We start from the raw sequence: 24,078 nt of genomic DNA on the forward strand, positions 1-24,078 counted from the left end.
ATCTGACATCTGAATCCGTCTCTCATCAAAGAGACAGAGCAGGATTCTCGCGAAAAAGCCGGCTCCTGCTTTTTCGCATCCTGCTCTAGACGGACCTCTTACGACGATAGTCTCGGCGGAACTCGCTCTGCCAGGGCTTGCCTCGCCGTCCCGCGAAAGGTTTATATCTAAACAATTCGTGGGGTGGCGAGAGGTCGCGCTTGCGCGCCGGGCCGCCGTTCCGCACTCTATGGTCGTGAAAAAGCGCGCCGGAGGCTTTGCGCGAGCAAGCTGAGCCGGCCGAGAGGGAGGAGACCATGACTGCGATCGGCGTCGCGCAGCCCATGCAGGGTGCGCGTCCGTGGCTTGCGCATTATCCGCCGGCCGTCCCGGAAACGCTCGACGAGGCGAAGATCGGGACATTGGCGGATCTGATCCGCTCGTCCTGCGCGACCTATGCCAATCGCCCGGCCTTCGAGAGCTTCGGCAAGACGATCACCTTCGCCGAGACCCTGCGCGCGGCGGAGGCCTTCGCGGGCTGGCTTCAGGCGAGGGGGCTTCAGAAGGGCGACCGCGTCGCGCTGATGATGCCGAACATCATGGCCTATCCGGCGATGATCTTCGGGACGCTGCTCGGCGGCTTCACCGTCGTCAACGTCAACCCACTCTATACGGCGCGCGAGCTCACCCACCAGGTCAACGATGCGGGGGCGCGCATCCTCGTGGTGATCGAGAACTTCGCCCATGTCGTCGAGGAGGCGAAGGCGAACCTGAAGCTCGACGCCATCGTCATCGCCACGGCCGGCGATTTGATGGGCTTCAAGGGCAGGATCGTCAATTTCGTCGCCCGCCGCATCAAGAAGGTGGTGAAGCCCTTCAATCTGCCGGGCGCCGTCGAGCTCCGGCATATCCTGCAGACGGTGGAGGGAATGGAGCCCGTCGCCATCGTTCCGGAAGACGTCGCCTTCCTGCAATACACCGGCGGCACGACCGGGGTCGCCAAGGGTGCGACGCTGACGCATCGCAATGTCGCCGCCAATGTTCAGCAGGCCGGATTCTGGCTCGAATGGACGCTCGAGCCTCCGCAGGGGCGAGGCGAATACCAGCATGTGATGGTGACGGCGCTGCCGCTGTACCACATCTTCGCGCTGACCTGCTGCTGCATGTTCCTGCTCCGGATCGGTGCCAAGAGCCTGCTGATCGCCAATCCGCGCGATATTCCCGGCTTCATCAAGACGCTGAAGGCGAGCCGGTTCACGCTGATCTCGGGCGTCAACACGCTCTACAATGCGCTCGCCAACCATCCCGAGATCGGCACCGTGAATTTCGGCGAGCTGCGCTTTGCCGTGGCCGGCGGCATGGCGACCCAGGCCGCCGTCGCCAAGCACTGGAAGGAGGTCACGGGCAAGCCGATCATCGAGGGCTACGGGCTTTCCGAAACCTCGCCGGTCGCGACCATCAACCGGCCGGATATCCAGGAGTTCTCCGGCACGATCGGCTATCCCATTCCCTCGACCGATGTCGCTGTTCGCGACGCCGACGGCAACGACATGCCGCCCGGCGAGCCCGGCGAGATCTGCATCCGCGGGCCGCAGGTGATGCGGGGCTACTGGAACCGCCCCGACGAGACCGCCAAGGCGATGACGGAGGACGGCTATTTCCGCTCCGGCGACATCGGCGTGATGCTGCCCGACGGTCAGTTCAAGATCGTCGACCGCATGAAGGACATGGTCCTCGTCTCGGGCTTCAACGTCTATCCCAACGAGGTCGAGGATGTGCTTGCGGCGCATCCCGGCGTGCTGGAAGCGGCGGTGATCGGCCTTCCGGACGAGCATTCCGGCGAGGTCGTCGCGGCCTTCGTCGTGCGCAAGGACCAGACGCTCACGGCCGACGCGCTGCGCGCCTACTGCAAGGAGAACCTCACCGGCTACAAGGTGCCCAGGCAGATCTTCTTCCGTGAAACCCTGCCCAAGACCAATGTCGGCAAGGTCTTGCGCCGGGTCCTGCGCGAGGAAATCGTCGCCAAGGGGTGAGTGCTCGCGGCGTCCGGGAAGCTGCCAAGCTCCGCCGGGCAGTCGACAGAGGGCGGAACAGCGTGTTGTCTGTCCGGCCGCTGTCGCCGGAGACCATTCTCGCTTGCCACGCCGCCTTATCGAACTGCCCTTGCTGCGCCGGCTGAAGCCGGGGCTCTACGTCCATGACGAGGAGGCCCTGAACGCCGAGCCGGCGCTCGATCTCCTCGACGAGGCGATCACGCCGGTCAGCGCCTTCTTCATCCGTAACAATGGCGAGCTGCCGGACATTGCCGATGAAGGCTCCTGGACGCTGACGATCGACGGCGAGGTCGAGCGTCCCGCCGTCTGGACGCTTCCGGCGCTACGGGAGGCTTTCGAGACGGTCACCGAGACCGCCGTGCTGGAATGCGCCGGCAACGGCCGCGCCCAATTCTCGCCCGCGACCGACGGGCTGCCATGGCGGCTCGGCGCGGTCGGCTGTGCGCGCTGGACCGGAGTCAGGCTTGCCGATGTGCTGAACCATGCGGGCGTAAGACCGGGCGCCGTCTATACCGCCCATTTCGCGCCCGACCGGCAGATCGGCAAGCCGGAGAAGGAGGCCCTGTCGCGCGGCCTGCCGATCGCCAAGGCGCTGTCGCCGGAGACGCTGATCGCCTTCGCCATGAACGATGAGCCCCTGCCGCGCCTGCATGGCGGGCCGCTGCGCATCGTCGCGCCGGGCTATCCCGGCTCGGCCTGGCAGAAATGGCTGAACCGCATCAGCCTGCGGACGCAGGAACATGACGGCGAGAAGATGCGCGGCACGGATTACCGCCTGCCGATCCATGCGCTGCGGCCGGGCGAGCCGCTCGATCCCACCCATTTCGCCGTGATCGCCGACATGCCGGTGAAGTCGCTGATCACCCGCCCGACGAATGGCTTCACCGTGGCGGCGGGCGAGATGGTCGCGGTCGCCGGCTTCGCCTGGAGCGGCGCCATTCCGCTTGCCGCGGTCGAGCTCTCCTGCGACGGCGGAAGCCGTTGGGACGATATCGCGCTGGCACCGGGCGAGGGCCCCTTCGCCTGGCGTCGTTTCGAGACCCGTCTGCCGGCCGTGGCGCCGGGGCCGCTCACGATCATGGCCCGCGCCCGGGATACGGCCGGGAATTGTCAGCCGCTCGAACCGCCGTGGAATCCGCGCGGTTACTGCAACAATCAGGTGCAGCGCGTCAGCGGGACGATTACGGCGCGCGACGCGAGGGGTTTGCGCGAGGAATTTTCTCGGGGCATTTGAACCTTTTACGGCGCGGGCGCGTCTAACCCCTCGAGTCTGCCGCTGCCGGCACGGCTCTGCCGCCTCGGTCACTCCCTCCTCCCATCGGCGACCGAGGCGGCTATTTCTCTTTGTTTCGGCTCTTCAGGCGGCCAGCAAGGCACGGCCGTCGCTGGCATGGCCGGTGACCGAGACGATCCGCCCCGCTTCGATCTCGCTTGCGAACCGGACGAGCGTGAAATCCTCGGCGCGGCCGGTCTTGCCGCGCTCGGTCAACACCGAGAGCGCCCGGCCCATCCGGGCCGCGAGGTGCCGCTGCTGAGCCGTCGCGGCGGCCGCACGCAGCCTCGATGCCCGCTCCGTCACGATCTCGCCCGGCAGTTGCGGCATGCGCGCGGCCGGTGTTTCGGGCCTTGCCGAATAAGGAAAGACATGGACGAAGCTGAGCCCGCATTCCTCGATGAGGGACAGCGAGCGGGCGAACATCGCCTCATCCTCTGTCGGGAAGCCGGCGATGAGGTCGGCGCCGAAGACGATGTCGGGGCGCAGGCGCCGCATCTCGTCACAGAAGCGGATTGCGTCGCTACGGCTATGCCGGCGCTTCATGCGCTTGAGGATGAGGTCGTCGCCATGCTGCAGCGACAGGTGCAGATGCGGCATCAATCGCGCTTCCGTGGCGATGAGATCGCGCAGGGCATCGTCGACCTCGACCGCATCGATCGAGGAGAGGCGCAGCCGCCGGAGCTCCGGGATTTCGCGCAGGATGTCCGTGGCGAGCGTGCCGAGCGTCGGCTTGCCGAGCAGGTCGCGGCCATAGCTGGTGAGATCGACGCCGGTCAGGACGATCTCGCGCGCGCCGGCCTCGACGAGACGTCGGCACTGGGCAAGGACATGGCCCGCCGGCAGCGAGCGCGAATGGCCCCGGCCGAAGGGGATGACGCAGAAGGTGCAGCGATGGTCGCAGCCGTTCTGCACCTGCACGAAACCGCGCGTATGCCCGGCGAAGCGGCCCGTCGGCGCCGCGCGCATGGTCGCATGGGCCATGATGTCGCCCACTGCGAGCTTGTCGGCAGGCAAGGCCTGCTCGCCGCCGAGGCTGTTGGAACGGGCAAGCGCCTCCCAGCTCTCCGGCCGCAGCTTCTCGTCATTGCCGAGGACGCGGTCGGCCTCGGGCATGGCGGCAAAGCGGGCCGGCTCGATCTGCGCGGCGCAGCCGGTGACGATGACGGGCCGGTCCGGCTGCTCGCGCTTGAGGCGGCGGATGGCCTGACGGGCCTGCCGGGTCGCCTCGGCGGTGACGGCGCAGGAGTTGACGATCGCGGCGTGTTTCAGCCCGGCGGCTTCCGCCTGGAGCCTGAGCGCCTCGCTTTCGACGATGTTGAGGCGGCAGCCGAAGGTAACGACCTCCAGAGCATTTCCCAGTTTCTCCGAAACGGGGAAATGCTCTGATCCTTTGTCTTCTCGCATTTTCTTCACGCGAACCGGTGTCCACTTCGCTCAAAAATGCTTGGCCCCCATCAGGCGGCGCTCTCGAACAGGGACGGATCGAGTGTGCCTTCCCACTCAAATTCGGCCGCGCCCGTCATCAGGACGTGGCCATCGCTCTCGCGCCATTCGATGGTGAGATCGCCGCCCGGCAGGCTGACCACGGCCTTGCGGGCTGATAGCTCACGGCGCACTGCGGCGACCAGCGCCGCGCAGGCGCCCGAGCCGCAGGCCTGGGTGATGCCGGCGCCGCGTTCCCAGACACGCAGCACGATATGGTCGGGCGCCTTGACCGCGGCGAGCTCGATATTGGCGCGGTCGGGGAAGATCGGGTGGTTCTCGAGCAATGGGCCGATCTGCGCGAGATTGTAGGCATAGGGGTCCTCGACGAAGAAGACCGCATGGGGATTGCCCATATTGACGGCGCAGGGCGTGTGCAGGATCGGGTCGTCGATCGGGCCGATCTGCAATTCGAAGCGGCTGGTATCCTCGAAGGGCTCGGCGAGCGGGATCTCGTCCCAGGCGAGGCGCGGGGCGCCCATATCGACGGTGAAGATCGTCTCGCTCTCGCGCCTGACCGGCAGCAGGCCGGCCTTGGTCTGCAAGGTCAGGCTGGTCCTGGCGGGGTCGCCCATCTCGGGGTCGGCGACCATCGCCCTGGCGACGCAGCGCGTGCCGTTGCCGCAGGCGCCGGCCTCGGAGCCGTCGATGTTGTAGATGCGCACGAAGGCATCGGTGCCCGCGACCTGGGGATCGTGCAGCACCATGAGCTGGTCGAAGCGGGCGCGCGGCTCGGCGGCGATGGCGCGCGCGTCGTCGGCGCCCACCAGGAGCTTGGTACCGCGCAGGTCGAGCACGGTGATCTGGTTGCCGAGCCCGTTCATCTTCAGGAACCGGCGATTGGCCAGAGCGTTCATTTGGTCACACGTCCCATGAATAACGGGTCTATGACGGAGGCGACGTGAAAAAGCCACCCTCGTCCCCGTTCCTGAGAGAAGGTGGACATTCTATGCTGCGCTGCAAGGGCGCGAATCGCGAGAAGCTAGGGCCGTGACGATGCGGTATTTCCGGATTTGTGTTCTGGCCTGCACCGGCATGGCCGGTGCCGTGTCGATGGCCTTCGCCCAGGCGACGGCTGCTCCGCCTTCCGCCGTCCAGTCGGCGCCGCTTGCCCCGCCGCCTGGCGCGACCCCGGTACAGGTGCCGTCGGCCCCCAATCAGGGCCCGCCCGCAGCGGTTCCCGATTCGCAGCCCTCTCCGCAGCCGGTCCAGCCCGCGCCGCCGCCGCCCTTTCCGGTGACGCCGCAGCCGGTGCAGCCTGCGCCGACGCCACAGCTTCCGCTGGAGCCGCAGCCGGTGCAGCCGCCGCCGACCCTGCCGGCGCCGGGCCAGCCGCTGCCGCCCGTCCCGCAGCAACAGCAGACCGGCGTGCCCGACCCGAATTCCACGCTGGCCGGCAAAGGCTCCGATACGAGCGATGTCGCGGAGGTGACGCTCTCGCCCAAGCCCGTGCTTCTCCTGTCAGGGCAGGCGACATGGGATCAGGGCTTCCAGAAGCTCTCCGACAGCTTCAAGGCGTTGCGGGCCGAGGCGCAGAAGGCGGGGCTCACCGCCGCCGGCCGGCCGCTGACGCTCTTCGTCGAAACGACGGATGAAGGCTTCCGTTTCGATGCGATGCTGCCGGTCGCGATCCCGCCGGGCGGTCAGGCGCCTTCGCTCGGCGCCGATTTCAAGATGTCGACCTCGCCCGCCGGGGCGGCGCTGCGCTTCCTGCATCAGGCGCCTTATGACGACATCGATTCCACCTATGAGACGATCACCGCCTATCTGGAGGCGAAGAGCATCGTCGTGAAGGACGCCTTCCTCGAGGAATATGTCAGCGATCTCAATGATCCGGGCGATCCGAATCTGGAGATCAACGTCTACGTCCAGCCGAAATAAGGCGGGGCGTCACGCGCTCCAGCTCAGGCCCGGCCGCATCGGCCGGAAGCGCTCTTCCGGCAAGCCAGCGGCAGCCAGCGCCGCCTTCAGCGCCTCGGGCGGGCGCTCGACGCCCTCGTCGGTGAGCTGGAAGGTACCCCAGTGGTGGCCGATGGCCGCCTCGGCGCGAAGCGCCTGCATGACCTTCACCGCCTCTTCCGGGTTCATGTGGTTGTCCGACATGAACCAGCGCGGCTCATAGGCGCCGATCGGCAGCACGGCGAGGCTGAACGGGCCATGGTCACGGCCGAGCCGCTCATAGAGCGAGCCGTCATGATAGCCGGTGTCGCCGACATGGAAGAGCTTCGTGCCGCCGGTTTCGAGGATGAAGGAGCACCACAGCGCCATGCGGCGATCGAAGGCGCCGCGCGCCGACCAGTGATAGGTCGGCACCAGCGTGACGGCGACGGCGTCGGAGAGCTGCAACCGGTCGTCCCAGTCATGCGCCTCGGTGCGGGCATCGGGGATGCGGGCCCTGACGATGGTGTCGTTGCCGAGCGGCATGATCATCCGCGGCCGATCGCGATGGTGGATCCGCGCCAGCGTCTCGATATCGAGATGGTCGTAATGATTGTGGGTGATCAGGACCGCGTCGATCTTCGGCAGGTCGTCGAAGGCGACGCCGGGCGCGTTGACGCGCTTCGGCCCGAGGAAGGTGAAGGGACTGGCGCGCTCCGAATAGACCGGGTCGATCAGCAGGTTGAGGCCGGCGATCTGGTAGAGGAAGGAGGCGTGGCCGAGATGGACGATGCGCACGCCCTCGACCCGCGCCGGCGGCTTGTCCTGCGCAGGCGCGGCGTATTGCGGCGGGAAGGCTTCGCGCTCGCGTTTGCCGGTCTGCCAGCGCAGCACGTCCATCAGCCCTTTGCTGACCGTGCGGCCGTCGCTGAAAAGGAGGCCGTCGAAATGGTCGCTGACGGGGCCCTGGTAATAGGGGTTGCGCGAGCGGGAGATCGCGGCCCAGGCCGCGCCGGTTGAGGCCAGCAAGGCACCGAGACCGAGGAAGGAGAGGAGTTTGCGGCGGTTCATGGCCCGGTAGAGGTAGGCGGTCGTGACGTTCGATCAAGACCGCCTACGGCAGTATTGCTTCTATAAGGCGATGGCCGTCAGTTGCTGCCCGAGCGGATCGCCACCGTCGCGACGCCGGCGCCGATCAGCAGCGTGCCGCCGGCCTTGTTGAACAGGCCGATGGCGCGCGGATTGCTCACCACGGCGCGAGCCCGGGAGGCGATCAGCGCGTAGCCCATGGCGTTGGCGAAGGCGAGGCCGATGAAGGTCGTCTCGAAGATCAGCATCTGCGTCCAGAAATCGCCCTTGATGTCGAGGAACTGGGGGAGGAAGGCGACGAAGAAGGTGATGCTCTTCGGGTTCAGCGCCGTCACCAGCCAGGCATGGCCGAGCATCTTCCAGGCGGGTGCCGCGTCTTCGCGCGGCTTGGCATCCAGCGTGCCGCCGGCGCGGAAGAGCTTGATGCCGAGCCAGATCAGATAGGCCGCGCCGATCCATTTCAGCGCGGTGAAGATCATGGCTGATGTTGCGAGCAGCGCGCCGACGCCGAGCATCGAAAGGGTCATGGCGGTGAAGTCGCCCAGCGCGACGCCGACCGCGATCGGGAAGGCCGTGCGCCAGCCCTGGCCGAGCGCATAGGAGATGACGAGCAGGATCGTCGGCCCGGGGATGACGAGGAGGACGGCGGTGGCGGCGGCGAAGGCGGCCCAGGCTTCGAAGGTCATGATGATGGCTCCCTGAAAACCAGAGCCATCACCAGAAGCGGGTGCTTGTAAAGAGGTCAGCCGCGAGCGGCGTCGACAAAGTTGCAGAAGCCGCGGCGGACCTCGCCCTCATGGCCGATCTGGCCTGCCTGGACGGTGAAAACGAGATCGAGGCGGGTGGCGCCGCCGCTCTTGCGGGCGGTGATGCGCAGCGATTGCAGGCGGCCCGAGCCGGCTCCGTCCTGAAGGGCGGTGAGCGTGTTGGTCGCCTTGTCGACGCGGATCCCGCCAAAACCTTCGGCGGACACGGCGCGGGCGGCGCCATTAATGGCCTTGGCCGGCGGGCTCTTGACGAGGTCCCAGGTGCGGTAAGTGATCTCCGACAGCATCGGCACGCCGGCGCTGGTGAAATTGGTGGAGCAGGGCTGCGCCTGGGCTCCGTTCAGGCCGGCAAAGGCGGCGGACACGGCGATGACACAAGGTATCAGGAGGCGGGTAGGCATCGTTGCGCTCGCAATCGATTAAGGGACGCCCTCCGTTACCGAGGTTGCGGCATCCTGTCACCGTAACCCAAGGTTACGCGCGGCTCCGGTTCGGCTGCGACGACCAGCACCCACCAGGCGCGGTAGCTCGTGCGCGGATCCTTGGAGAGCGCGATGCCGTAGCGCGTCGCCTCCTTCATCCGCAGATTGGCGTCGTGGCCGGGGGATTTGCGCCAGCCCTCGAAAGCCTCCTCGACGGAGAAGTAGCCCCCGCCGAGATTTTCCGCGACGCGGGCGGAATCGAGGCCTGCCGCCTCGACGCGCCCGCCGAAGCTGCCGCCGGCGTCATGGGAGAGGGCGTTCTTCGCGACCATGGCGTCGGCCTGGCGCTGGGCCATCGCCATCAATCGCGGATCGGGCCGGACGGGTCCGAGGCCGAGGCCGGCGCGATAGGCGTTGAGGATGCGCCCTGCCTGCGCCGGATCGAGGGAGACGGCGTTGAGCCGCTCGACCATGCGGGGATCGAGCGGGCCTTCGCGGCGGGGCTCGCCCGCGCAGCCGGCAAGGAGGAGGGTGAGGGCCAGCAGCGGCGGGGCGATCACGGTCTTCATGGGCTCGGCTCGATTGGGGGCGCGATGCGATGCCGTCAGATCAGGGCCATTCTGGGGCCGAACGCCATTATTCCCATGAGCGAGAGGTGGCCCGTGACGGCAAGATCGCCCACAACCTTGACTTTCGCCACATTCTTCCGCTTTAAGGGCGCCATCCGTTTCGCCGACATCGCCGAAACCACATCCGCCGACCGGGCCGCGCAAGCCGCTTCCATGAGCCCGGAGGTCAACGTCCGACAGCGCGCTTGCGCCCTCGGGCGCGAAACCGTTTGGCGATGAGGTTCCGGCTGTGACGGTTCCTTGAGGCAAAGCAGGCAGGTCCGCATGTTCGGCACGCTGAGCGAAAGACTCTCCGGCATCCTTTCGGGGCTGACCCGCCGGGGTTCGCTGACCGAGGAGGACGTCAACGCCGCGCTGCGCGAGGTTCGCCGCGCGCTGCTCGAGGCCGATGTCGCGCTCGAGGTCGTGCGCTCGTTTACCGACAAGGTGCGCGAGCGCGCCGTCGGCGCCGAGGTGTTGAAATCGGTCACGCCCGGCCAGCAGGTCATCAAGATCGTCAACGACGTCCTGATCGACACGCTGGGCGGGGAGGGCGAGGGCATCGGCTTCGACGCCGTGCCGCCGGTGCCGATCCTGATGGTCGGTCTGCAGGGCTCCGGTAAAACCACCTCCACGGCCAAGATCGCCAAGCGCCTGACCGAGCGCAACAAGAAGAAGGTGCTGATGGCGTCGCTCGATACGCGACGCCCGGCCGCCATGGAACAACTCGCCATTCTCGGCACCCAGGTCGGCGTGCAGACGCTGCCGATCGTCGCCGGCCAGTCGGCCGTGCAGATCGCTCGGCGCGCGATCGAGGCCGCCCGTCTCGGCGGCTACGACGTCGTCATGCTCGACACCGCCGGCCGCGTCACGCTCGACGACACGCTGATGGAAGAGGTCGCGCAGGTGAAGGCTGCGACCAGCCCGCATGAGGTGCTGCTCGTCGCCGACGCGCTGACCGGTCAAGACGCGGTCAATACGGCGCGCGCCTTCGACGCCCGCGTCGGCCTCACCGGCATCGTGCTGACCCGCATGGACGGCGATTCGCGCGGTGGCGCGGCGCTCTCGATGCGCGCCGTCACCGGCAAGCCAATCAAGCTGGTCGGCACCGGCGAAAAGGTCGACGAACTCGACGATTTCCATCCCTCGCGCGTCGCCAACCGCATCCTCGGCATGGGCGACATCGTCTCGCTCGTCGAGAAGGCGGCGCAGACGGTCGATGCCGACAAGGCGCAGGCGTTGGCGCAGAGGCTGGCCAAGGGCAATTTCGACCTCGACGATTTGCGCATGCAGCTCCAGCAGATGGAGAAGATGGGCGGCTTCGGCGGCGTGATGGGCCTGCTGCCCGGCATGGCGCAGATGAAGAACCAGCTCGCCGCCGCCAAGGTCGACGACAAGATGATCGCCCGTCAGGTCGCGATCATCAATTCGATGACGCCGGCCGAGCGCCGGAATCCCGACCTGCTCAAGAACAGCCGCAAGAAGCGCATCGCCGCCGGCTCCGGCACCTCGCCGGAGGCGATCAACAAGCTGCTCAAGATGCATCGCGGCATGGCCGACATGATGAAGGCCATGAAGAAGCAGAAGGGCGGCATGCTCGGCAAGCTCGGCGGCATGTTCGGGCTTGGCGGCGGTCTGCCCGCGGGCATGCCCGATCCCTCCAAGATGGACCCGGCCCAGCTCGCGGAACTGCAGAAGCAGCTTGGCGCGGGCGGCGGCCTGCCGTCGCTGCCGCCGGGCGGGTTCCCCGGATTGCCGAAGGGCGTCACCCCGCCGGCGGGCATGATGCCGAAGCTGCCAGGCCTTGGCGGCGGCCTGCCGGGGCTGGGCGGCGGCCCGTTCGGCAAGAAGAAATAGCCTTTACCGTTCAACCCGACTTCAACGTTCAACCAAAGGAAGAAGACCCATGTCCCTCAAGATCCGCCTGACCCGCGGCGGCGCCAAGAAGCGCCCCTATTACCGCATCGTCGTCGCCGACGCCCGTTCGCCGCGCGATGGCCGCTTCATCGAGAAGATCGGCTCCTATGACCCGATGAAGCCGAAGGATTCGGCCGAGCGCGTCGTGCTCGACACCGAGAAGGTCCAGTCCTGGCTCGCCAAGGGCGCCCAGCCGACCGACCGCGTGCTGCGCTTCCTCGACGCCGCCGGCCTCGCCAAGCGCCCGGCCCGCAACAACCCGAACAAGGCCGTTCCGGGCGAGAAGGCCAAGGAGCGCGCTGCGGCCAAGGCCGAGAAGGCTGCCGCCCCGGCCGCCGAAGAAGCTTCCGCCGAGGCGTGAGCTCGACGCTGCACCGCCGTCATTCCGGGCCGGGCCGCAAGCCCGGGCCCGGAACCCATGAACACCGCGTTCATGGCAAGGTGGCGGTGCGCTCCGGTCATCGTGGTGTTCATGGGTTCCGGGCTCGCAGCTTCGCTGCGCCCCGGAATGACGGATGATGGCTGGCACCGACAATCTCGTCCTGCTCGGTATCGTCGGCGCGCCGCATGGCGTGCGCGGCGAGGTCAGGATCAAGACCTTCACCGGCGATCCGCTCGCGATCGCCGATTATGGCCCGCTGACCGACGGCAAGGGCCGCAATTTCGAGATCAGCGATATCCGCCCCGCCAAGGAGGTCGTCGTCGCCCGGCTCAAGGGCGTGGCCACGCGCGAGGCAGCCGAGGCGCTGAACGGCGTCGAGTTGTTCGTCTCGCGCGACAAGTTGCCGGCAGCCGAGGATGAGGACGAGTTCCTGCAGGCCGACCTCATCGGTTGCAGCGTTGTCGGGCCGGATGGCGTGCCGCTCGGCACCGTCTCCACCGTCGAGAATTACGGCGCGGGCGACCTGCTCGATATCGAGACGCCGGATGGGCGCTCCGTCCTGATGCCCTTCACCAAGGCCTTCGCGCCGCGCATCGACATCGCCGCGCGCCGCATCGAGGCCGAGCCGCCCGCAGGATTGTTCGAGCCCGACGATGGTCGCAGAGATGACGCCAAGCGATAAGCCCGCCCGCGCGCTGATCTTCGACATGGACGGCACCGTCGTCGACAACATGCGCTATCACGAGGCGGCATGGGGGCGACTCCTGACCGAGCACGGCCTGCCTTTCGACGCCGACAGCTTCTTCAAGAAGACCGCCGGCATGGCCTCGGCCGAAATCCTCGCACCCCTGTTCCCGGATGCCGATGCGGCGCGCATCGACGCGCTCGGGCACGACAAGGAAATCTATTACCGTGAGGACTATGCCCCGCATGTCGCGCCGCTCTCCGGCTTGCTTGCGCTGATGGCACGGGCGGACGCCGCCAAAGTGCCGATGGCGCTCGCCACCGCCGCTCCTCCGGGCAATGTCGATCTGGTGCTCGACAAGCTGAAGCTGCGCGAGCGCTTCGTCACGGTCGTCTCTCCCTCGCAGGGCTTTCCCGGCAAGCCGAACCCGGACCTCTTCCTGGAGGCGGCGCGGCGCATGGGTGTTCCGGCGGCCGACTGCCTTGTTTTCGAGGATGCACCCAATGGCGTCGAGGCCGCGCGGCGGGCGGGCATGCGGGCTGTGGCGCTGCTCACCATGCTCGATGCCGAGGCTTTCGCGGCCTACGACAACCTGATCGCCTCGGCGCGCGATTTCACCGCGCTGGACGGGTTGCCCGCGCTGCGCTTTGCTTGACGGCATGCCCTTCCGCGCCTCGATCCTGACGCTCTATCCGGAGATGTTTCCCGGGCCGCTCGGCATCTCGCTGGCGGGCGAGGGGCTGCGCAAGGGGCTGTGGTCGCTCGACACCCACCAGATCCGCGAGCACGGCATCGGCCGGCATCGCAATGTCGACGACAATCCGGCCGGAGGCGGGGCCGGCATGGTGCTGCGCTGCGACGTGCTGGCGGCGGCCATCGATGCCGCCGTGCCGACCGATGATGAACGCCCGCGCCTGCTGATGTCGCCGCGCGGGCGGCCCTTGCAGCAGCGCCAGGTGCGCGAATGGGCTGACGGTCCCGGCCTCGTCATCGTCTGCGGGCGCTTCGAGGGCGTGGATGAGCGCGTCATCGAGGGGCGCAACCTGATCGAGGTCTCGATCGGCGACTACATCCTCTCCGGCGGCGAGATGGCGGCGCTGACGCTGCTCGATGCCTGTGTGCGCCTGATTCCGGGCGTGATGGGCAAGGAAGCCTCCGGCGAGGAGGAGAGTTTCGAGAACGGGTTGCTCGAATATCCGCACTACACGCGGCCGCGCGAATGGGAGGGCAGGGGCCTGCCCGAGGCGCTGCTGTCCGGCGACCATGCCCGCATAGCGAAATGGCGGCGCGAGCAGGCGGAGAGGATCACGCGCGAGCGGCGGCCGGATTTGCTCTCTCCTTCTCCGGCCCATCTCGGGCCTGCTCGAGATGGGAAAGCATAAGCGGAAGTCGGAAACATCCGACCTCCGTGGGAAGAAGGTGGCGGCGCGAAGCGCTGACAGATGAGGAAGGGCAGCGTTAACGGTCCTCATCCGCCTGCCGGCACCTTCTCCCCCGTGGGGAGAAGGACGCTAACGATACTCCGTCACCGGCAGTTTCTCCGCCAGCCAGCCGCTCGGCCCGAGCATGCCTCCCCGCACCGCCACGAGATCGCGCCAGCCCCGGCCGCCGAGCTTCTGCGCCGTGGCGACCGCCTGTGCGCCGGTGCGGTCGATCAGGGCGATGCGCTTGGCCGGGTGGTCGAGACGCAGCCCCGCCAGCCTGACCTCGAAGGCCGTGGCGTCGACATCGAGCGGGATCGCGCCCTGCGGCAGGCCGGTATCGCTCCACTCGCCCGGAGACCGGATGTCGACGAGCAGCAGGCGCCCACCGGATTGCTCTCCATGCGCTTCCTGGACCGTGATGGAGCCCGGTGCCGGCGAGCCCGCTCCCTGCGCGGCAGCCCCGCCAGCCATCGCCGCCCAGAGAGCCAGGGCCGGCAGCAGCGCAGCGAGACACCTTCCCTTTCGTGACGTTGACCGGGCCGTAGTCTTGAGGCCAGCGTGGTGCGGCGTGATCGATACGGGGTAGGGCATGCGGGCTTTCTTGCTGGTGGTGACCGCGGCGGCGGTGGCGCTGCTGGTTTCCCAACTGGCACGCCGACCGTTTCGCAGCGCTGAAGCGTTGCCGGCTGGAACGCAGAATCTAGAGCAACCCGGCCCGTCGCGCATCCGTATCGGTGGGCGCGAGCGCATGGTGCAACTCGATGCTCTGCTGCGCTACGGCGCAACGGCCGAGAACATTCTCTGCCGGCCGCAAGATGGTACGACGCCCGACGAATGGCGCCGCGTGTCCTGCGGCGGCAAGGCCGAACAGGATGACGACGAAGCCCAGTCACGCGGCGATGCCGCAATGCTGGAGGCTGCCACCATCTTGCGCCAGGCGGAGAAGCGACCGCTTGCCGAGCGTGAGCGGCTGGTGCGCGACGCCAACGGTTTCGTCCTGCTGGCGCTGCGCAGCGATGCCTTCGAGACGCGGCCGGTGCCACCGGTCCATGTCTATGAGGATCTGGCCGACCAGTCCGATGATGGGCGGCTGCACGATATCGCGTCCGAGCTCTGGCTGGTTACAGCAGCCTTCTGTCCCGATGGCGAACGGCAATGCCGCCTCTCCAATCTGCGTCAGTCCGGCCGCAGCCTCGTCAATGCCGGGCGATGGTTCAACGACACGGTGCGGCTGCGCCTGGCCGCCGAGCGATTGCGCGAGGTGCTCCGGGAACAGGGGAACGATATCGATCCGGATGAGCGCTTTTCGCTGGCGAACGATATCGGCAACGCCTTCAGCTATGCCTCGGCTTTCGCACCGGCGGGCGAGCGATTGCCGCTGATCGACGAGGCGATTGTCGCCTATGAGGCGGAACTCGCTCAGGCGGACGCCAAGGCACCGTCCTTCGATTCCGGCAGGCTCTGGCAGAACCTCGGAGCGGCCTATGTCGATCGCGGTGCGATCAGCAACAGCAAGAAAGATTTCGAGCGTGGCATTGCCTTCTACGAGAAGAGCCTGCCGCTCTTCGACCGCTCTCGCTTCCGACAATCATGGGCGCGTGCGAAGTCGAATCTGGGAGCGGCGCGTAGTCGAATGGCGCTCGCGGAAAACGATCTGGCACTGCACGACGCGGCGTTGCGCGACCAGGAGGACTCGATCACCGCCTTCGAGGAAGGCCAGGAGAAGCTCGATGCCGATTATGGGCGCTATCGGCTGGCGAAAAGCCTCGATGCCAAGGCGCGCAGCGCCGATGCGCTCGCGAGGCAACTCGGGGATGGAGAAGAAGGGCGGCACGCCGATCTGGAGAAGACCGCGAAGCTATGTCGCGACGAGGCGCTCAAGCTGCTGGAGCGGGCCGGGGAAGCGTTTCGCCGCTCCGGCTCGCGGGATTATCTGGCCTGGGTCGAACGCCTGACGGTCGAGATCAGGAGCGCGACACCGGGGCCGTGAGCGCCCGGCTCAGCGCAGCTCGGCGCAGAAGCGCTGGATGCGGCGGCAGGCCTCTTCCAGCTTCTCGTCCGACGTCGCGTAGGAGATGCGGAAGTTGGGGCCCAGCCCGAAGGAGGAGCCGTGCACGGCCGCGACGGCTTCCGTCTCGAGCAAGCCCAGCACGAGGTCCTCGTCCGTCTCGATCTTCTTGCCGTTCGGCATGGTCTTGCCGATCAGCTCCGAGCAGTCCGGATAGACATAGAAGGCGCCTTCCGGCATCGGGCACTTCAGGCCGCGGGTCTGGTTCAGCATGGAGACGACGAGGTCGCGGCGGCGCTCGAAAGCCTTCTTGAACACCGGCAGATGGTCCTGCGTGCCGTCGAGAGCCTCGACGGCAGCCCATTGCGAGATGGCCGAGGTGCCCGAGGTCTGCTGGCCCTGGACCATGTCCATGGCGTTGATCAGGTGCTGCGGGCCGGCCGCGTAGCCGATACGCCAGCCGGTCATCGCATAGGCCTTGGAGACGCCGTTCATGGTGAGCGTGCGCTCATAGAGCGCTGGCTCGATCTGCGCCGGGGTGACGAATTTGAAGTCGCCATAGACGAGATGCTCGTACATGTCGTCCGTCAGGATCCAGACATGGGGATGGCGCATCAGCACGTCGGTGAGCTTCTTCAGCTCCTCATGGGTGTAGGCGGCGCCCGAGGGGTTCGAAGGCGAGTTCAGGATCACCCATTTGGTCTTCGGGGTGATGGCCTTCTCCAGCGCTTCCGGCTGGAGCTTGAAATTGTCCTTCAGATAGGTCTGGGCGAAGGTCGCGGTACCGCCGCAGAGCGCGACGATCTCGGGATAGGTCACCCAATAGGGCGAGACGCAGATGACCTCGTCGCCCGGGTTCAGCGTGGCGAGCAGGGCATTGTAGATGACATGCTTGCCGCCGGTGCCGACGATGGTCTGGCTCGGCTTGTAGTCGAGGCCGTTCTCGCGCTTGAACTTGCGGGCCACGGCCTCGCGCAGCTGCGGAATGCCGGCGACGGGGGTATACTTGGTCTCGCCGCGGCGGATCGCGGCGATGGCCGCCTCCTTGATATTGTCCGGCGTGTCGAAATCGGGCTCGCCCACGGAGAGCGAGATCACGTCCTTGCCCTGGGCTTTCAGATCGCGGGCCTTCTGCGTGATCGTGATGGTCGCAGACGGCTTCACGCGCTTCAGGGCTTCGGCAAGAAAGGCCATGGGACTGATCTCCGGAGGAGCGGGAGGATGAGCGCCCGGCAGGGCGCGCGCGTGGTTTATGACTCGGCGGCGATGATCGCAAGCGCAACTGCTTGATGTTTTGCAGAAGCGTCATGAATTGTGAGCCGTTTGCCCTTGCAGGTCGGGTATGCGAAGCCCGGCTCATGACGAGCCCTGCCGGACCGATCGCTGTTTATGTCGATGCCGATGCCTGTCCGGTGAAGGACGAGGTCTATCGCGTTGCCGGCCGCCATGGCCTGCACGTCTTCGTCGTCGCCAACAGCTTCCTCAACGTGCCGCGCGAGCCCTGGATCGAGCGCGTCACCGTTCCCGGCAATTTCGATGCTGCCGATGACTGGATCGCGGAGCGCGTCGCGCGCGGGGCGATCGTGATCACCGCCGATATTCCGCTCGCCGATCGCTGCATCAAGGCCGGCGCCGAGGTCATCGGGCCAACCGGCAAGCCGTTCACCGAGGCCTCGATCGGCATGGCGCTGGCGACCCGCGACATGATGGAGGATCTGCGCGCCATGGGCGTGGCGGGTGGCGGGCCGAAGCCCTTCTCGCAAAAGGACCGTTCCGCCTTCCTGCAGGCGCTCGACCTTGCCGTCCAGCGGCTGAAGCGGGCCGGTTTCGGTGCCGGGCAGCCATGACATCCGTGCTGCTGGACGCATGCGGCCTTTGCCCCTAAATCTCCCGGCCAATCAGCACCGCCATTCAGACGGGCTCCCGGGAGGATATCCATGTCGTTGACCCGCCGCTCCACGCTTGGCCTGATGGCCGGCGCCGTTTTTGCTCCGTCCGTCGTCCGGGCCGAGAGCTTCCCGAGCAAGGTCGTCACCATCATCGTGCCCTATCCGGCGGGCGGCCCGACCGACGCGATCGCGCGCTTCGTCGCGCAGGATCTCTCCATCGCCTTCGGCCACAATGTCGTGGTCGACAACCGGGCCGGGGCCTCCGGCGCGGTCGGCACCCGTGCCGTCGCCCATGCGCCGGCCGATGGCTACACCATCGTCTTCGGCAACAACCAGACGCATGGCAACAACATGTTCCTGCTGAAGGAGCCCGGCTACGACGCGGTGAAGGATTTCGCGCCGCTCGCGGGCGTCGGCGCCTTCGAGCACGCCTTCGTCGTCCGCAACGACCTGCCGGCCAAGAACATCCAGGAACTGATCGCACTGGCGAAGGCCGAGCCGGGCAAGCTCAATTACGGCTCGACCGGCGTCGGCTCCGGCTCGCATCTGGCGATGGAGCTGTTCATGCAGCGTACCGGCATCAAGATGACGCATGTGCCCTTCCGCGGCGCGGCGCCGCTGGTGCAGGAGATCGTCGGCGGGCGCATCGACATCGCCAATTCGACGCTGCCGAGCGTGCTCGAACAGATCAATGCCGGCACCCTGCGCGCGCTCGCCATCGCGAGCCCCGAGCGCAACCCGCAGGCGAAGGCCATTCCGACGCTGCGCGAGCAGGGCGTGAGCAATGCCGACGCCGATTCCTGGGCCGCCTTCTTCGCGCCGGCGAAGACGCCCCAGCCGGAGCTCGACGTGCTCTCCAAGGCGATCATCGCCTCGCTCAACAAGCCGGCGACGCGCGATGCCATCGTCAAGCTCGGCTTCACGCTCAATGTGCGCGATCCGGAAGCATTCAGGCCTCGGCTTCTCCAAGAAATCGCGAGCTGGAAGCAGATCATCACCGAGGCTGGCGTGAAGGCGGAATAGGCTCCGTCCGCCGCTCGCCGGCCGGTCCCTCACGTCGTCGTGAGCTTGCCGCAACGCCTTGGCTGATCGCTGCGTTGCCCTCTATCTCAGGCGAAGCGATGAGCGGAGGGAAGCTATGCGGCGGCTCGGGATGGCTTTGGGACTGGGGGCGGGGCTTGCGCTTGCCGGCGTGATCGCTCCCGCGACCGCACAGAAGCGCTTTCCCTCGAGCGCCGGCGAGCTTGCGGTCGAAACCGTCGCAGGTGGGCTGGAGCACCCGTGGGGTCTCGCCTTCCTGCCGGACGGACGCATGCTGGTGACGGAGCGGCCGGGCCGGCTCAGGATCGTCGATGCCAAGGGCGAGCTGTCGCGGCCCCTCTCCGGCATACCGAGCGTGATGGCGCGCGGGCAGGGCGGCCTGCTCGACGTGGCGCTTGATCCGGGCTTCGCTGAGAACCGGCTGGTCTATCTCTCCTATGCCGAGCCGCGACCGGGCGGCAACGGCACCAGCGTCGCCCGCGGCAGGCTGAACGAGCAGGGTACGGCGCTGACCGGCGTCGAGGTGGTCTTCCGGCAGATGCCGACGGTCAGCTCCAACCTGCATTTCGGCTCGCGGCTGGTCTTCGACCGGACCGGCGCGCTCTTCGTGACGGTCGGTGAGCGCTATACGCAGCGCGACCAGGCGCAGAATCCGGCCAACCATCTCGGCAAGATCATCCGCATCCGCCCCGATGGCAGCGCCCCGGCGGATAATCCGAAGAAGCCGGGCTGGGCTCCGGAGGTCTGGTCGATCGGCCATCGGAACGTGCAGGGCGCGGCATTGCATCCCGATACCGGCCAGCTCTGGACGGCCGAGCACGGCGCGCGCGGGGGCGACGAGATCAACACGCCGAAGGCCGGGCTGAACTATGGCTGGCCGGTCATCACCTATGGCGTCGACTACTCCGGCGCCAAGATCGGCGAGGGGACGGCGAAGCCCGGTATGGAGCAGCCGCTGTTCTACTGGGACCCGTCGATCGCGCCTTCCGGTGCCGCCTTCTATACGGGGCCGGTCTGGCCGGCCTGGAGGAATTCACTCTTCGTCGGGGCGCTGGCCGGCAGCATGCTGGTCCGGCTGTCGACGCAGGGAGAGAAGGTGATGGGCGAGGAGCGTCTCCTCACCGATATCGGCGCGCGCATCCGCGACGTGCGGCAGGGGCCGGACGGCTTCCTTTATCTCCTCACCGACGAGACGGACGGGCAGATCCTGCGGGTGCGGCCGGCGAAATAGACGCCGAGACGCGATCCGCTCAGGGGCCGCAATCCCACTCGCTGTCGAGGGCGTAGACATTGCGCGTCGCCAGCTTGCCGGTGGTGTCGTAGAGGTCGCCGACATAGTAGGTCATGCCGGCGTCGTCATGATCCTCGCGCTTGACCTGCAGCGACCAGCCATAGCCGACCTTCCTGCCGTGCCAGGCGGGGTGGATGGCGCCGATCGAGGCGGAGCCGAGGATCTGGGCCCTGGAATCGCTCGGGCTGCAGGTCGGGCCGGCCAGAGCGGGCAGGGTGCCGGCAACGAGGCAGGCGGCAATCAGCAGGGTCCTCACGGGGCAGTCCTTACGAATCGGGGGCGGTCGCGGCGAGCCATATCCACCGCGCCGCGCGAAAGGCCAAGCGCTGTTGGCGCGTGGCTGTGTTGCGCTGCAACCGGGGCTGGTCAGCCCTCGGCCTGGACGATGAAGCGTCCTGCCGGTGTTCCCGTTCCGATCGCCGCGTTTTTCCTTCGCACCGCCATTCTCGCTGGTTAACCTCCCTTAACCACGCTCGCCTAGCTTCGCGGCGAATGCATTCGAATCGGCGGAGACCCATGCGCGCAATCAGACTGGCCCTGCCCCTCGTCCTCTTCGCCTCTGCCGCCTGCGCTCAGGCGGGCTTTCAGTCCTGCCTGTCCGGCCTGCGCGCCGACGCGGCGGCCAAGGGCGTCTCGGGCGCGACCTTCGACCGTGCCATAGCCGGCGTCGAGCCGGACATGAAGGTCATCGAGGCGATGAACAACCAGCCGGAGTTCAAGACTCCGATCTGGGACTATCTCGGCACGCTGGTCGATGACGAGAAGGTGGCGGAAGGGCGCAACATGCTGCGCCAGTATGCCTCCGTCTTCGCGGCGGCCGAACAGCGCTTCGGTGTCGATCGCCACACCATCGCTGCTGTCTGGGGCGTCGAAAGCGATTTCGGCAAGGCTCGGGGCAAGTGGCCGCTGGTGCAGTCGCTGGCGACCGGCGCCTGCCTTGCACCGCGCCGCAACGCCTTCTTCAAGGGCGAGCTGATCGCGACGCTGCAGATCATCCAGCGCGGCGATGTTCGGCCGGATCGGCTCTTCGGCTCCTGGGCCGGCGCCTTCGGGCACACCCAGTTCATTCCCTCGACCTATCTCAGGCTCGCTGTCGATGGCGACGGGGACGGCAAGCGAGACCTCGTCGATTCCATTCCCGACGCGCTGCACTCCACCGCGAACTTCATGAGCAAGGCCGGCTGGGTAACGGGTGCGAGCTGGGGCTACGAGGTGCGCGTGCCGGACGGCTATTCCGGGCCGAGCGGGCGCAATCCGAAGCATCCGGTCTCGACCTGGGCGGCGCGCGGCATCGTCAAGTTCGACGGCTCGCCTTTGAATGGCGCCGGCAATGCCGGGCTCCTGATGCCGGCCGGCCGCAACGGCCCGGCCTTCCTCGTCTTCAAGAATTACGATGCCGCCTACAGCTACAATGGCGCGGATTCTTACGCCTTGGCGATCTCGCTCCTCTCCGACCGGCTGCGCGGCAAGCCGGGCGTGCAGGGGCAGTGGCCGACCGACGACTTGCCGCTGTCGCGCGAGCAGCGGCGCGAGCTCCAGCGCCTGCTGATCTCACGCGGCTACAATGTCGGCGAGCCCGATGGTGCCGTGGGCTCACTGACGCGCACGGCGATCAAGGAGATCGAGGGCAAGCTGGGCATGCCCCAGACGGGGCGGCCGGGCGAAAAGGTGCTGCGCGCGCTGAAGGGCGGGCGGGTCTGAAGGTTGCAGAAAACGGGTGGCGCTGCGGGAGCGCTTCAGAGAAGCGTTTCCGCCGCATCCAAGCTTCCGGAGACAGCATGACACGCCGCCTGATTTCCACCGGCTCGCCCTTCGAGCGCAATTTCGGCTATTCGCGCGCCGTGGTCGATGGCGATCTCGTCTTCGTCTCCGGCACGACCGGCTACGACTACGCCACCATGACGATGCCGGACGATCCGGCCGAGCAGGCGCGCAACATCTTCCGCACGATCGGCGCCGTGCTGGAGGAGGCGGGGTCGTCGCTGTCTCAGGCGGTGCGGGCGCAGTACTTCGTCACCGACCGCAGCTATTGCGAGCCGGTGCTGGCGGTCTGCGGTGAATTCTTCCGCGAGATCAGGCCCGCGGCCGGCATCTATGTCGTGGCCGGGCTGCTCAAGGCGGAGATGAAGGTCGAGATCGAGGTGACCGCGCGGGCTACGGGGGGCTGATCGGAGTTGTCGACACTCTGTCGACTTTTGGTATATCTCTTGCAGGTCAGCGTGCATCAAGGCGCGTGCCTTAAGCAGAGGGAGATATGCCATGTCGATCCGTCGTCGCACTGTTCTCAAAGGTGCTGGTGCGCTTGCCGCGACAGCCTTCCTGGGTAACCGGGCCTTCTCGCAGGGAGCGGCGGCGACGCTGCGCTTCAACCCCTCGACGCCGCTTCCCTCGCTCGATCCGATCACGGCCACCAGCTACGTCATCCGCAACCATGGCTATCTGATCTACGACACGCTGTTCGCGACCGACGCGAATTTCCAGATCAAGCCGCAGATGGTCGAAGCCTGGGAGACGGCGACCGACGGGCTGAGCTGGACGTTCCGCCTCCGCGACGGGCTCTCCTTCCATGACGGCGAGCCGGTCCGCGCTGAGGACTGCATCGCGTCGATCGCCCGCTGGTCGAAGCGTGATGCCTTCGGCCAGACCTTTGCCACCTTCGTCGAGGGCTACGATGTCGTCGACCGGCGCAGCTTCCGGATTCGGCTGAAGAAGCCTTTCCCGATGATGACGTCCGCGCTGGGCAAGCTCTCGTCGAACGTGCCCTTCATTATGCCGGAACGCATCGCGCAGACCGACCACATGAAGAACATCACGGAGGCGATCGGCTCCGGCCCGTGGCGCTTCATGGACAAGCAATGGGTGCCCGGCCAGAACGCGATCTATGAGCGCTTCGCGCAATACAAGCCGCGCGAGGAGGCGCCGTCCTGGGCCGCCGGCGGCAAGATCGCCAAGATCGACCGCATCGAGTGGCTGGCGCTGACCGAAGCGGCCGCCGCAGCCGGCGCGCTGATGCAGGGAGAGCTGGACTGGTACGAGCAGCCCCCGGTCGATCTCATCCCGATGCTGAAGGGCAACAAGGACGTCGTTATCGAGAACGTGCCGCTCGGCCTGTTCCTGCTGATGCGGTTCAACCAGTTGCAGCCGCCCTTCAACAATCCGGCGATCCGCCGGGCCGTGATGGCCGCCGTCAACCAGACCGACTACATGGAGGCCGTCGTCGGCGACAAGGCCTACTACAAGGAGGCCAAGACCTTCTTCACGCCCGGCTCGCCGATGTCGAGCGGGGCGGGTGGGCAGGCCGCCATGCCGGGTAATCTCGAGAAGGCCAAGGCCATGCTCAAGGAGGCCGGCTACAAGGGGGAGAAGGTCATCCTGCTCGCCCCGGCCGACCAGCCGATCGCCTATCAGCAATGCATGGTCACCGAGGATCTGCTCAAGAAGCTCGGCATCAACGCGGAACTCGTCGCGACCGACTGGGCGAGCTTCATCGGCCGGCGCGCCAATCGCGGCCTGCCCGAGCAGGGCGGCTGGTCGGTGTTCCATACGCTCTGGTCCTGTGCGGATGCGCTCAACCCGGCGCTGCATCCGCTGACGCGGACCAATGGCGGCGCCGCCTGGTTCGGCTGGCCCGACGACGCGCCGATGGAGGGGCTCCGCGACGCGTGGATCGCAACGCCGGAAGAGGCCAAGCAGAAGGAGATCGCGGCCAGGATCGAGGAGCGCGGCTTCGAGGCCGTTCCCTATGTCCCCTGCGGCCTCGTCCAGCAGCCCATGGCGTTCCGCAAGAATCTGAGCGGCATGGTGCTCTCGCCGGTCCAGTTCTTCTGGAACATGGAGAAGAAGGTCTGAGCACCGCTCTCGGCGCCGGCGCATGGTCTGCCATGCG

The 24,078-nt window shown here is 67.2% G+C and carries 24 protein-coding genes; 15 read left to right on the forward strand and 9 right to left on the reverse strand.

Translation table 11 applies throughout. The features are described 5' to 3' along the window. The first annotated feature begins 296 nt into the window (after positions 1 to 296). On the forward strand, positions 297 to 2,012 hold the full coding sequence (locus tag GGC47_RS06120; RefSeq protein WP_142021705.1) for an AMP-binding protein: 1,716 nt from the start codon (positions 297 to 299) through the stop codon (positions 2,010 to 2,012). 103 nt (positions 2,013 to 2,115) lie between these two features. Further along, positions 2,116 to 3,267, forward strand: coding sequence for a sulfite oxidase (locus GGC47_RS06125; protein WP_429067334.1), 1,152 nt, complete (start codon positions 2,116 to 2,118; stop codon positions 3,265 to 3,267). 123 nt (positions 3,268 to 3,390) lie between these two features. Here GGC47_RS06125 and mtaB read toward each other — a convergent pair whose 3' ends face one another. Both mtaB and dapF read right to left on the reverse strand, forming a co-directional pair. After that, on the reverse strand, positions 3,391 to 4,713 hold the full coding sequence (gene mtaB, locus GGC47_RS06130; RefSeq protein ID WP_142021707.1) for a tRNA (N(6)-L-threonylcarbamoyladenosine(37)-C(2))-methylthiotransferase MtaB: 1,323 nt from the start codon (positions 4,711 to 4,713) through the stop codon (positions 3,391 to 3,393). 50 nt (positions 4,714 to 4,763) lie between these two features. Further along, positions 4,764 to 5,648 carry a diaminopimelate epimerase gene (gene dapF, locus GGC47_RS06135; RefSeq protein WP_142021708.1) on the reverse strand — a complete coding sequence of 295 codons (885 nt, stop codon included), beginning with the start codon at positions 5,646 to 5,648 and terminating at the stop codon, positions 4,764 to 4,766. A gap of 139 nt (positions 5,649 to 5,787) precedes the next feature. Between dapF and GGC47_RS06140 the strand changes: the two genes are divergently transcribed. Beyond that, positions 5,788 to 6,672: a GyrI-like domain-containing protein gene (locus tag GGC47_RS06140; RefSeq protein WP_370954649.1), complete on the forward strand. Its 885-nt coding sequence runs from the start codon at positions 5,788 to 5,790 to the stop codon at positions 6,670 to 6,672. 9 nt (positions 6,673 to 6,681) lie between these two features. Here the strand turns inward: GGC47_RS06140 and GGC47_RS06145 are convergent, their stop codons facing one another. The 4 genes from GGC47_RS06145 to GGC47_RS06160 all read right to left on the reverse strand — a co-directional run bounded on the left by GGC47_RS06145 (position 6,682) and on the right by GGC47_RS06160 (position 9,516). Continuing rightward, entirely contained in the window at positions 6,682 to 7,740 is a 1,059-nt protein-coding gene (locus GGC47_RS06145) for an MBL fold metallo-hydrolase (protein WP_113252575.1), read from the reverse strand. 77 nt (positions 7,741 to 7,817) lie between these two features. Beyond that, positions 7,818 to 8,444: a LysE family translocator gene (locus GGC47_RS06150; protein ID WP_429067337.1), complete on the reverse strand. Its 627-nt coding sequence runs from the start codon at positions 8,442 to 8,444 to the stop codon at positions 7,818 to 7,820. Between the two features lie 56 nt (positions 8,445 to 8,500). Beyond that, positions 8,501 to 8,926 (reverse strand): hypothetical protein, encoded by a 426-nt coding sequence (locus GGC47_RS06155; RefSeq protein ID WP_133562911.1) that lies wholly within the window; start codon positions 8,924 to 8,926, stop codon positions 8,501 to 8,503. 35 nt (positions 8,927 to 8,961) lie between these two features. After that, positions 8,962 to 9,516, reverse strand: coding sequence for a CAP domain-containing protein (locus GGC47_RS06160; protein ID WP_133562913.1), 555 nt, complete (start codon positions 9,514 to 9,516; stop codon positions 8,962 to 8,964). 324 nt (positions 9,517 to 9,840) lie between these two features. Between GGC47_RS06160 and ffh the strand changes: the two genes are divergently transcribed. The 5 genes from ffh to trmD all read left to right on the forward strand — a co-directional run bounded on the left by ffh (position 9,841) and on the right by trmD (position 13,921). Continuing rightward, the gene (gene ffh, locus GGC47_RS06165; protein ID WP_038359099.1) at positions 9,841 to 11,412 is read left to right on the forward strand and encodes a signal recognition particle protein; all 1,572 of its coding nucleotides are present in this window, start codon (positions 9,841 to 9,843) and stop codon (positions 11,410 to 11,412) included. A gap of 49 nt (positions 11,413 to 11,461) precedes the next feature. After that, on the forward strand, positions 11,462 to 11,833 hold the full coding sequence (gene rpsP, locus GGC47_RS06170) for a 30S ribosomal protein S16 (protein WP_370954386.1): 372 nt from the start codon (positions 11,462 to 11,464) through the stop codon (positions 11,831 to 11,833). A gap of 154 nt (positions 11,834 to 11,987) precedes the next feature. Further along, positions 11,988 to 12,536 (forward strand): ribosome maturation factor RimM, encoded by a 549-nt coding sequence (gene rimM, locus GGC47_RS06175; RefSeq protein WP_370954385.1) that lies wholly within the window; start codon positions 11,988 to 11,990, stop codon positions 12,534 to 12,536. Beyond that, entirely contained in the window at positions 12,520 to 13,194 is a 675-nt protein-coding gene (locus GGC47_RS06180; protein ID WP_370954384.1) for an HAD family hydrolase, read from the forward strand. The genes rimM and GGC47_RS06180 overlap by 17 nt, the downstream gene beginning before the upstream one ends. A gap of 4 nt (positions 13,195 to 13,198) precedes the next feature. After that, positions 13,199 to 13,921: a tRNA (guanosine(37)-N1)-methyltransferase TrmD gene (trmD, locus tag GGC47_RS06185; protein WP_191123876.1), complete on the forward strand. Its 723-nt coding sequence runs from the start codon at positions 13,199 to 13,201 to the stop codon at positions 13,919 to 13,921. Positions 13,922 to 14,050: 129 nt separating this feature from the next. Here the strand turns inward: trmD and GGC47_RS06190 are convergent, their stop codons facing one another. Next, the gene (locus tag GGC47_RS06190) at positions 14,051 to 14,554 is read right to left on the reverse strand and encodes a rhodanese-like domain-containing protein (protein ID WP_370954383.1); all 504 of its coding nucleotides are present in this window, start codon (positions 14,552 to 14,554) and stop codon (positions 14,051 to 14,053) included. Between GGC47_RS06190 and GGC47_RS06195 the strand changes: the two genes are divergently transcribed. Then, positions 14,553 to 15,953 (forward strand): hypothetical protein, encoded by a 1,401-nt coding sequence (locus GGC47_RS06195; RefSeq protein WP_370954382.1) that lies wholly within the window; start codon positions 14,553 to 14,555, stop codon positions 15,951 to 15,953. The genes GGC47_RS06190 and GGC47_RS06195 overlap by 2 nt on opposite strands. A 9-nt stretch (positions 15,954 to 15,962) precedes the next feature. Here GGC47_RS06195 and GGC47_RS06200 read toward each other — a convergent pair whose 3' ends face one another. After that, positions 15,963 to 17,165: a pyridoxal phosphate-dependent aminotransferase gene (locus GGC47_RS06200; protein ID WP_370954381.1), complete on the reverse strand. Its 1,203-nt coding sequence runs from the start codon at positions 17,163 to 17,165 to the stop codon at positions 15,963 to 15,965. Positions 17,166 to 17,329: 164 nt separating this feature from the next. On the opposite strand from GGC47_RS06200, the gene GGC47_RS06205 reads away from it, so the two are divergent. The 3 genes from GGC47_RS06205 to GGC47_RS06215 all read left to right on the forward strand — a co-directional run bounded on the left by GGC47_RS06205 (position 17,330) and on the right by GGC47_RS06215 (position 20,132). Next, entirely contained in the window at positions 17,330 to 17,818 is a 489-nt protein-coding gene (locus GGC47_RS06205; protein ID WP_142021716.1) for a YaiI/YqxD family protein, read from the forward strand. Positions 17,819 to 17,908: 90 nt separating this feature from the next. Next, positions 17,909 to 18,883, forward strand: coding sequence for a Bug family tripartite tricarboxylate transporter substrate binding protein (locus tag GGC47_RS06210; RefSeq protein WP_142021717.1), 975 nt, complete (start codon positions 17,909 to 17,911; stop codon positions 18,881 to 18,883). A gap of 130 nt (positions 18,884 to 19,013) precedes the next feature. Continuing rightward, positions 19,014 to 20,132, forward strand: a complete 1,119-nt coding sequence (locus GGC47_RS06215; RefSeq protein WP_429067347.1) for a PQQ-dependent sugar dehydrogenase — start codon at positions 19,014 to 19,016, stop codon at positions 20,130 to 20,132. Between the two features lie 19 nt (positions 20,133 to 20,151). Here the strand turns inward: GGC47_RS06215 and GGC47_RS06220 are convergent, their stop codons facing one another. After that, entirely contained in the window at positions 20,152 to 20,448 is a 297-nt protein-coding gene (locus GGC47_RS06220; protein ID WP_038359084.1) for a hypothetical protein, read from the reverse strand. A 260-nt stretch (positions 20,449 to 20,708) separates the two neighbouring features. Here GGC47_RS06220 and GGC47_RS06225 point away from each other — a divergent pair, with 260 nt between their 5' ends. The 3 genes from GGC47_RS06225 (at position 20,709) to GGC47_RS06235 (ending at position 24,041) form a co-directional block, all read left to right on the forward strand. After that, the gene (locus tag GGC47_RS06225) at positions 20,709 to 21,893 is read left to right on the forward strand and encodes a lytic murein transglycosylase (protein ID WP_142021719.1); all 1,185 of its coding nucleotides are present in this window, start codon (positions 20,709 to 20,711) and stop codon (positions 21,891 to 21,893) included. A gap of 77 nt (positions 21,894 to 21,970) precedes the next feature. Next, on the forward strand, positions 21,971 to 22,360 hold the full coding sequence (locus GGC47_RS06230; protein WP_142021720.1) for a RidA family protein: 390 nt from the start codon (positions 21,971 to 21,973) through the stop codon (positions 22,358 to 22,360). Positions 22,361 to 22,451: 91 nt separating this feature from the next. Then, on the forward strand, positions 22,452 to 24,041 hold the full coding sequence (locus GGC47_RS06235; RefSeq protein WP_429067352.1) for an ABC transporter substrate-binding protein: 1,590 nt from the start codon (positions 22,452 to 22,454) through the stop codon (positions 24,039 to 24,041). The last annotated feature ends 37 nt before the right edge of the window (positions 24,042 to 24,078 follow it).

This window comes from Allobosea sp. OAE752, from assembly GCF_050433265.1.
Lineage (GTDB): Bacteria > Pseudomonadota > Alphaproteobacteria > Rhizobiales > Beijerinckiaceae > Allobosea > Allobosea spartocytisi.